The organism is Frigoribacterium sp. Leaf44 (assembly GCF_001421865.1).
Lineage (GTDB): Bacteria > Actinomycetota > Actinomycetes > Actinomycetales > Microbacteriaceae > Frigoribacterium.
This window is the reverse complement of sequence record NZ_LMLG01000006.1, coordinates 1-9,145: the sequence shown is the minus strand read 5'-3', so window position 1 is coordinate 9,145 and position 9,145 is coordinate 1. Positions and strand designations below refer to the sequence as shown.

Sequence of the window (9,145 nt, the reverse complement as noted above, 5' to 3'; positions counted from 1 at the left end):
GGCGTCGAGCGGGCGTGTTCGTGGTCGGCGGGCGTCCTCGGACGCCCGCCCGCCGCGGACCCGCCCGTCTCTGCGTCCGTGGCCGCCGCCGCCCGGGAGGCGCGGTGCCGGTCAGGCGGGGACGTCGTCGCCGGCCGTGGAGCGTCGCTGCTCGACCTCGGCCTCGAGCTTCGCCAGGCGCGCGAGCCGCTCGTAGTGCTCGGCCTCGCGGTCGAGGTCGGCGAGCTGCTGCTCGGTGCTGCGGACGCGGTGGTCGAGCGTGCGGGCCGCGGCCTCGTGGTACCGGCTCTGGTCGCGCGGGCCGATCTGCTCGACGCGTCGGCCGTACTCGCGGCCGGCGGCGAACCAGACGATGCTGCCGATCAGCGGCAGGAACAGCACGATCATGATCCACAGCCCCTTGGGCAGGTGGCGGACGTCGCCCTCGGGACGCGTGACGATGTCGACGAGCGCCCCCACGATGAGCAGGAGGGGCAGGGCAGCCAGCACGAAGGTCACGGCCCGAGGGTAGGGGGTGCCGTCGGCCCGGCGGAAGCCCCGCGAGGTGGGGTGACCGCGCCCCGCCTGTGCCGCGTTCTGGGTGTGACGGGCCCTTCGGACGGTCGGTAGCGTCACCCGCATCACGGCGATCGACCCCGGTCAGGAGGTGCGGTGCCGGTCGACCACGAAGGGTGAAGCTCCTGAAAATCCGCCTCCACCCCTGGTCAGCGGGCGTCCCCGATCGTAAGGTGGGTCGGTCCGCCCGAACGAGGAGAACCGTGAGTCGATGCGCCGTCCGTCCCAGGAAGCGCTCATGACCGACCCCTCGAACACCCCCGAGTCCTCGACGCCGACCGAGCAGACGCCCCGAGTCGACCCGCCGCTGACGCGTCGCGAGGCCCGCGCGCTCGAGCGCGCCGCCGCCGGTGCTGCTCCTGCCGAAGCCCCCGCCGCTGCTGGTGCTCCTTTGCCTACGCCCGCCGCGCCTCCCTCCGAGCCCGCGACGGCCGACCCCGCGACGGCTGACCCCGCGATGAACCCGGTTTCGAGCGATGCACCCACGAGCAACCGGGTTCCTGATTCGGAAGTGGGTGCAACGACGACCGAGGGCGTGGCTGCTGAGCCCGCGACGGCTGACCCCGCGATGAACCCGGTTTCGAACGATGCACCCACGAGCAACCGGGTTCCTGGTTCGGAAGTGGGTGCAACGACGACCGAGCCCGCGACGCGCGTCGCGCGGCGGCCGCGGCCCTCGGTGCCGGCCCTGCTGCGTCGGACCCGAGACGCCGGCGGCCCGAGCCCCCGGGCGACCTCCGGTCGTTCCCGGCTGCGCGCGGTCTCGTCCCGCGTCCGTGCGGCGACCTTGCCCGTGCTCGGCGTCTGTGCCGTCATGCTCTTCTTCACCTCGAACCTCACTCCGGCCTCGGCCAGCGACCTGGGCGGGTCCAACATCCCGACCGCCGGTGCCGCACCGATGCCGACGCAGACCCTCGCGGCGTCGCTCGTCGTGCTGACCGTCTCCGACCGTGACGCCTTCGGGGTGACCGACGCACCGCCGCCGCCTCCTCCGCCGCCCGAGCCCGAACCCGTCGTCACGTCGAAGAACGTGGCGGGGTCGGCGAGCTCGAACCGCGCCTCCTCGGGGGCCGGCACCATCGTCAACTCGGGCACCGGCGACATCCGTTGGCCGTTCCCGGGTTCGGTCGTCCTGAGCTCGGGCTTCGGTCCGCGCTCGGCACCGTGCGCGGCGTGCTCGAGCATGCACATGGGCCTCGACATGACGCCCGGCGGCGGCACCCCGATCGGTGCTGCTGCGGCGGGCGTCGTGCGGACCTCGGGCATGCACGGCCAGTTCGGCCAGTACGCCGTGATCGACCACGTGATCGACGGCCAGCGGGTCAGCACCCTGTACGCGCACATGCAGGTCGGGTCGAGCCCGCTCGTCGCCGGTCAGACGGTCCAGGTGGGCGAGCTGGTCGGCAAGGTCGGCCGCAGCGGAGTCGCGACCGGCGAGCACCTCCACTTCGAGGTGTTGCTGGGCGGCACGACGCAGGTCGACCCCAAGGCCTGGCTCGACGCGAACGCCGGCCGCACCCTCTAGCCAGCCGCACCCTCTAGCCAGCCGCACCCTCTAGCTGGCCTCACCCTCCAGCCGGCGCACCCTCTAGCTGGCCGCACCCTCCAGCCGGGCGGACCGGACCGCATGGCAGTCCGCCGCTGTGCCGCTCGTCCGTCCCGTCACCGCTCGTCCACCCCGTCGCCGCGTGGTGCCGTCGCTGATGCTCGTCGTGCCGACGGCGCCGTCGACGGGCCAGTTCGTCGACATCGGTCCGTCGTGACGGCCCGGCCGCCACGAACTCGCCCGCCTCGCGTGCGGCTGCGCCCGCCTCCCGCCGCCAGCCGGCCGGCATCCGCCCGCCGTCCGCCGGCCGCCACCCGCCTCCCGGGCCTCAGGCCGTGCGACGCGCCTCGCGCCAGGCCCGCACCTCGGCGGTCAGCTCGGCCTTGCGGCCCGCGTCGGCGAACGACGCCTCGACCGAGTTCGTCGCCAGCAGGGCCAGCGCGTCGTCGTCAAGCCCGAGCACGTCGCGCAGCGCCTCGTAGTTGTCGCCCACGTAGCCGCCGAAGTAGGCGGGGTCGTCGCTGTTGACCGTGACGAGCAGCCCGGCCTCGAGCATGCGGGGCAGCGGGTGCTCGGCGAGGTCGGACACCACCGCGAGCCGCAGGTTCGACAGCGGGCAGACCGTGAGCGGCACCCGGTCGGCGACCAGCCGTGCGACGAGGGCGTCGTCCTCGAGGCTGCGCACCCCGTGGTCGACGCGTTCGACGTGCAGCAGGTCGAGGGCGTCGGTGACGTACGACGGCGGCCCCTCTTCACCGGCGTGGGCGACGACGTGCAGCCCGAGGGCGCGGGCGCGGTCGAAGACGCGGGCGAACGCGGCCGGCGGGAACCCCACCTCGGACGAGTCGAGCCCGACCCCGATCAGGTCGGAGGCGCGGTGCGCGACGGACTCGAGGGTCGCGGCCGCGTCGCCCACCGGCAGGTGCCGCAAGAAACAGAGGATGAGCCCGCCCGTGATGCCGAACCGCTCGCGCGCCTCGTCGAGCGCCTGGGTCAGCCCGTCGACGACCTCGTCGACGTCGACGTCGCGAGAGGTGTGCGCCTGGGGGTCGAAGAACATCTCGACGTGACGCAGCCCCTGGGCGTGGGCGCGTTCGAGGTAGGCCCAGGCGAGGTCGCGGAAGTCCTGGGCGGTCTGCAGCACGGCCGTGCACGCGTAGTACAGGTCGAGGAACTCCTGCAGCGAGCCGAACGAGTACGCGGCGCGCAGCTCATCGACCGAGGCGAAGGGCAGGTCGACGTCGTTGCGGTCGGCGAGGGCGAAGACGAGCTCGGGTTCGAGCGTGCCCTCGACGTGCAGGTGCAGCTCGGCCGTCGGCGGCGTCGCGAGCACGGTGCCCGAGAGGGGCGAGCCCGAGAGGTCGCTGCTCGTCGGGGTCGTGCCCCGGAGGGGCGTGCCGGGCGCGGGGGCCGCGGTCGTCGGGGAGGTGTCGATCGCCGTCATCGGGCCACCGTAGCGGCAGCGTGCCTCCCGACGAAGCCCCGTGCACGATCGTTCACCGTCCCGTCACCCGGCGAGCGCCTGGGGACGAGACGACGAGGTCCAGGGACGAGACGACGAGGCTCTGGACGAGACCAGGAGGCGCGGCCCCCCTCGTCGAGGACGCCACCCGCGCCTCCTGCCCGGGCACCGAGGAGGCGCGGTGCGCGACGACCACGCCCCGCGCCTCTCGCAGGTCGCTACGCCGTGAGCACGACCGCGAGCGTCTCGGGCTGGTCGTGCCCCGTCCACGTGCCGGTGAGCACCTCGACGCCGTGGTCGCCGGTGTGGCCGCCGGTCGAGGCGAGGGCGCCGGCGTCGTGACGGCCGAGCACGCGGGCGACGACGATGCGGACCGCCGCGCCGGTGACGACCGTGCGGCCCTCGACCTGGTCGACGGTGAGGCGGTCGACGTCGGGCACGGGGGTGCCCGGGCTGCCGCTGCCGACGACGGTCGAGTTCGGCTCGCGGACCTGCCGCTCGCCGTCGACCTCGAACCAGGCCTCGGCCTGCGTGCCGCCGGTCAGCACGGCCGTCGCGAGGGCCGCGGCCCAGACCGGGTCGGCCGTGCCGTCGTAGACCCACCGCGTGCCGAGCACCGAGTGCTCCGTCGTCCCGACGAGGTGCGCGTCCGCGCCGGGCAGGGGAGCGTCGCGGTAGGTGAGGGGCACCTGCAGCTGCAAGCCGTCGGCCGTCGCGACGATGATCGTCTCGACGCCGACCTCGCCCGCCGGGTCGTCGAAGCGGAAGGCGGCGACGCTGCGCAGGCCCTCGTCGTCGGCGCCCTCGGACCGGGGCGGGCCCTCGAACCACGGCTGGGTGGGCACCCAGGCGTCGAGCAGGTCGATCTTGGAGGGGCTCATGCCGGCCCGGTGCAGGTGTGCCATGCCGTCGATCGTAGGGCCGACCACCGTCACCGTCGATCCCCGCCACCCGCGCGACCCGACCGCGCCATCAGCGCGACTCGACCCAGCAGTAACGCGACACCTGTCGTGCGTTCTCCAGCGGCCGGGCGTAGCCTGCGCCCCATGAAGGCACTCCAGTACACCCAGGTCGGTCAGCACCCCGAAGTCGTCGAGATCGAGAAGCCGTCGCCCGGGCCCGGGCAGGTGCTGCTCAAGGTCACGGCGGCGGGCGTCTGCCACTCCGACGAGTACGTCATGAGCCTCAGTGAAGAGGACTACACGGCGCAGGGCTACCCGCTGCCGCTCACCCTCGGGCACGAGGGAGCCGGCGTCGTGGCCGAGCTCGGCGAGGGGGTCGAGCACCTGCAGGTCGGTGACGCCGTCGCCGTCTACGGTCCGTGGGGCTGTGGCCGCTGCCACCAGTGCGCCCAGGGCAAGGAGAACTACTGCGTCAACGCCGCCGCCGAGGGCATCAAGCCTCCCGGGCTCGGCGCCCCCGGGTCGATGGCCGAGTACATGATCGTCGACGACCCCCGCCACCTCGTGCCGCTCGGAGACCTCGACCCGGTCGCGAACGTGTCGCTCACCGACGCCGGCCTCACGCCGTACCACGCGATCAAGACCTCGCTGCCGAAGCTCGGCGCCGGCACCTACGCCGTCGTCATCGGCACCGGAGGCCTCGGGCACGTCGGCATCCAGATCCTGCGGGCGCTTTCGGGTGCGCAGATCATCGCGCTCGACGTCACCGACGAGAAGCTCGAACTGGCCAAGCACGTCGGCGCGCACCACACGGTGATCAGCGACGAGCATGCAGCCGACGCCATCCGCGAGATCACCGGAGGCCTCGGCGTCCAGGCCGTCTTCGACTTCGTCGGGGCGGGGCCGACCATGGCCACGGCCGTCGCGGTAGCCGCGGCCGACGCCGACGTGACCATCGTCGGCATCGGCGGCGGGACCGTCGAGCTCGGCTTCGGCACGATCGGCTACGACGTCGCCGTGCGCATCCCCTACTGGGGCAGCCGCAGCGAGCTGATCGAGGTCCTCGACCTCGCCCGCGCCGGCCAGGTGGAGGTCGCCACACAGCGCTACTCGCTCGACGACGGCCCGAAGGCCTACGAGGCGCTCGCCGCGGGCACCGTCCGCGGACGTGCCGTCATCGTCCCGTAGCCGACCCACCCCAAGAGGCGCGGTGCCGGACTTCCGGCACCGCGCCTCCTGCGGTCCCCGGTACACGCGCACCACCCCTCCGACGCACCGGTGGCGGGATCAAACTGGCAATCGGCCTGCACGGGCCGACGGCGCCGTAGCCCCGCGTGGGCGGCCGCCCTCGACGCGTGATCGGGGACGCGGCCGACGGGCCGGTGGCCCTCGTGGCCCCGATGCGACACCTGCAGGAGGCGCGAATCGCGACACCGGGCACCTCGCGATCGGCGGTCCCCGCGTCGTGCCCGTCCGGAAGGCGGTCGTTCACCGGGCGCTCAGGCGCGCGGGTCGGCCAGGCTTAGGTGGCAAGGCGAGTTGGTCGACGACACGCCGGGCGCCTGCAAACCGTCCTGGTACCCCAGACCAGATAGATCGGTTCCCGCGTGATCTAGGCGTGAAAGCGCCCCAGCAACTTTTTCATCCCCCATTCGGCGCCGCCGCTTCATGGGTCGTTCTGGCCGTGCTCTTGGGGGTTTGTCACGTTCTCTACGATCGCGGTGTGCGGCCGGGTGGGCTGCGGAACAGGGGATCTTCATGCAGTTCGTTTCGGCCTCGAGAAGGGCCACAGCGCGGCTTGTCGCCGTGGTGGCAGCAGTGCTGCTCGCTCTGGTCGCGTCGGTGCTCGTCGCCCCTGGGGCGCAGGCGCTGACGGACACCGGCGATGGAGGAGTGTTCGTTCCGACTACCGGGCGAATCCTCGATACGGCGAACAACATTGGCTACAACACCCCGATGGCGGCGGGGGAGTGGCGCACGGTTAAGGTCGCCGGTCTTGCCGGGGTGCCGGCTGACGGATCCGCCGGTGCTGTGTCTGTGATCGCGACGGTTGCCGAGATGCCGGGTCAGGGTCAACTCACCGGCCGGCCCAACGCGCAGACCCCCAGCACCCTGATGACCATCTACGCCGGTGGGGGGCTCGGGAACACCTCGAACTCCGCCATCCTTGCCCTGAACAGTGACGGTACGATCCAGGTCCAGACCGAGACCAAGGCCCGCCTGATTCTTGATGTGCAGGGGTACTACACCTCGAACAAAGACGGCACCACCGCCGGTGGACTCGTCACCGTCCCCGGCGCCCGAATCGCGGACACCCGCTCCGGCCTTGGCGTTGCGAAGGCCCAGCTGAAATCCGGCGACACGACGACCGTCCAGGTCACCGGCACCGCCGGCGTCCCGAAGGGTGCTTCGGCAGTCGTGGTGAACCTGATCGCGATCAACACCTCGACCGTGAACGGGTTCCTCACCCCTTATGCCGCCGGAACCACACGGCCGAAGAACTCGCTCAACTACGGGTCGGGAAACGTGCCGACCTCGATCACGGCGCAGGTGCCGTTGTCGGCCGACGGGAAGATGACTGTCTACAACCAGAGCAGCACCGTCGACCTGGTCGTCGACGTCCAGGGGTACTTCACCGCCGCCGGCAACACCGGCGCGATGTTCACCCCCGGGACAGGACGCCTGTACGACACCCGCACGGGCAGCAACACCATCATCGGCAACGGTGAAACCCGCTCCATCCAGGCCGCCGGCGGCCACACTCCCGCTGCCGGTTCCGGGATCACGGCAGTCGTGATCACCCTGACCGCGCTTCACGCAGCCAACAGCTCCGGTGGTGCCACCGTCTGGGCCGAGGGCGCAGCCCGTCCCGGGACGACCTCGATCAACTTCACCCCGAACTCGATCCGGTCCAACACGATCACCGTGCCCGTGTCGGCATCCGGGAAGATCAACCTGAACAACGTCGGCGACCCCACCCATTACGTCCTCGACGTCCAAGGCTGGTATCTCGACCCGCAAATCCCGTCCATCTCTTGCCCAATGCCCTACGCAGCTCATTCGTGGACGGCTACTGCTCCCTCCAGTCCGGTGAACTGCACGGTCACGGCGCCCATTGCCACTGCTGAGGGGCAAACTCTTCGTGTTCTCGTCGACAGCGACAAGGTTGTCGAGTCAGCAATGAGTTCAACCGCTGTGACTCGAACGACGGTGTCAGTCAATCCCCTCGCTGGAATCCACCACATCCTTGCCTTTGGCGTCACTGCCTCCGAAGAAGTCGTCACAGGTATCGGGGAGTACTCCTTTGCCGCGGGCGAATGGACGGATCAGATCCCTGAGCCCATCCCTGCGGTTGACAGCGAGCCTGTCAACTTGCAACCGACAATCGATGTGGCCCCTGCGCTGGGCGCCGTTTTCCCGGCAGATGTTGACTTCCAGATTTCCGTGTCCAAGAACGCGGATGGTGTCTCGGACCCGGTCTACGTTTCCCCGTGGACCAGTGACGGCATCACCGTTCCGTCCGCCCTCGAGGACGCCACGACCTACTACTGGACCGCGGTACTTCGAGGGTCGGGCCACTTTGACGGCACAATGCAAATCTTTCGGACGCCTGTCTGGTCATTCGTGACAGATGCCCGAGTTCCCACTTACGCCGACGCCGGCACGACGGCCTCGGGCGGCCCTGTCGGTCAGAACCTCAAGGGCTTCATCTACGCCATCGAGAAGACCCTCGTGCAGCGTGATTGGCACCCGTCGAAAGCGATCGCGGAGTGCTACGTGGGTGGTGCCGGCGGCACGTGCTCGATCTCGAAGGGCAAGACGGCCTCTTGGTCCGTCGATGTCGCGTTCGGTGTCGGAGCAAAAGCCATCGGCGCCGAGTTTGGGTGGTCGAAGAGTCAGCAGGTCACGATTTCCGTGGGATGCACCTCGGGTTATCTAAAGGGTGGCAGCGTGTACAAGGCGTACCCAGTAGGGGAGCGGTACAAGTACAAGCTGCAAATTCGCCAAGGAACAAGGATCAAGGAGACCTCCCAATGGTTGTGGGCCTTCACTCCCAGAGACGCCGCGATCTACTGCCGATGAAAAATCCGCGCGCGGCGCTGACCGTCACATTGGTCGCCCTCTTTGGACTCACGGGATGCGCTCATGACCAGCAAGGGGTCCAGGCTCAACCTCTATCTGACTTCAGAGGAGCGTCCTGGTCGGATCTGGCGAATGCAGTCGATGAAAGCACATCGTTCACTGTCCTGGACATTTCGCCGGAGGTTGGTCTGGAGCCCGAATACAATGACTCACAATTAGGGTCCGATGACTGGACTGTAGCCGCCCTGTGTGGCTCAGCAGAGAGCGCTCAGGCGAGTAAAACCCTCGAGGTTGCGCTGCTGCCTGCTGCGTCCGTTACTGAGTCGGTAAGGGCAACAATCACCCGAGACGGGTATGCGAGAAATCTCCGATGCGAGGGCAGCGCTTTCAGGGGTTAGGGGCCCTTGGTTCGAGCTGTGGACCTAGCTGGACTCCGTCAGGCAACGGAGTCCAGCTAGGCGAAAGCGTGAGTAACGGTGTGCCCTGGGGCATTTTCGGAGAACGGCCCCCGCAGGACGAGAACTGTCCGTAAGGCGGTCGTTCATCGGACACCTGCTTGGGCCCGTTTTATCCGACTGGGATCAAGTGGCGCCTGGC

7 protein-coding genes are annotated in these 9,145 nt (G+C 70.0%); 3 read left to right on the top strand and 4 right to left on the bottom strand.

What is annotated here, in order from left to right; genetic code table 11:
- Positions 1–111: 111 nt before the first annotated feature.
- Entirely contained in the window at positions 112–498 is a 387-nt protein-coding gene (locus ASE87_RS08440) for a PLD nuclease N-terminal domain-containing protein (protein WP_043596920.1), read from the bottom strand.
- A gap of 871 nt (positions 499–1,369) precedes the next feature.
- Here ASE87_RS08440 and ASE87_RS16325 point away from each other — a divergent pair.
- On the top strand, positions 1,370–2,080 hold the full coding sequence (locus ASE87_RS16325) for a M23 family metallopeptidase (RefSeq protein ID WP_162235873.1): 711 nt from the start codon (positions 1,370–1,372) through the stop codon (positions 2,078–2,080).
- A gap of 349 nt (positions 2,081–2,429) precedes the next feature.
- On the opposite strand, the gene ASE87_RS08430 is transcribed toward ASE87_RS16325, so the two are convergent.
- From ASE87_RS08430 to ASE87_RS08425, 3 genes are read right to left on the bottom strand one after another with little or no spacing between them, the layout of a single operon-like run.
- Positions 2,430–3,545 carry an adenosine deaminase gene (locus ASE87_RS08430; RefSeq protein WP_082452503.1) on the bottom strand — a complete coding sequence of 372 codons (1,116 nt, stop codon included), beginning with the start codon at positions 3,543–3,545 and terminating at the stop codon, positions 2,430–2,432.
- 52 nt (positions 3,546–3,597) lie between these two features.
- Positions 3,598–3,759 (bottom strand): hypothetical protein, encoded by a 162-nt coding sequence (locus tag ASE87_RS16080; protein ID WP_157489778.1) that lies wholly within the window; start codon positions 3,757–3,759, stop codon positions 3,598–3,600.
- Between the two features lie 22 nt (positions 3,760–3,781).
- On the bottom strand, positions 3,782–4,468 hold the full coding sequence (locus ASE87_RS08425; protein WP_056229384.1) for a hypothetical protein: 687 nt from the start codon (positions 4,466–4,468) through the stop codon (positions 3,782–3,784).
- A gap of 141 nt (positions 4,469–4,609) precedes the next feature.
- On the opposite strand from ASE87_RS08425, the gene ASE87_RS08420 reads away from it, so the two are divergent.
- Both ASE87_RS08420 and ASE87_RS08415 read left to right on the top strand, forming a co-directional pair.
- Positions 4,610–5,653: an NAD(P)-dependent alcohol dehydrogenase gene (locus tag ASE87_RS08420; RefSeq protein ID WP_043595622.1), complete on the top strand. Its 1,044-nt coding sequence runs from the start codon at positions 4,610–4,612 to the stop codon at positions 5,651–5,653.
- 570 nt (positions 5,654–6,223) lie between these two features.
- The gene (locus tag ASE87_RS08415; protein ID WP_157489776.1) at positions 6,224–8,548 is read left to right on the top strand and encodes a hypothetical protein; all 2,325 of its coding nucleotides are present in this window, start codon (positions 6,224–6,226) and stop codon (positions 8,546–8,548) included.
- The last annotated feature ends 597 nt before the right edge of the window (positions 8,549–9,145 follow it).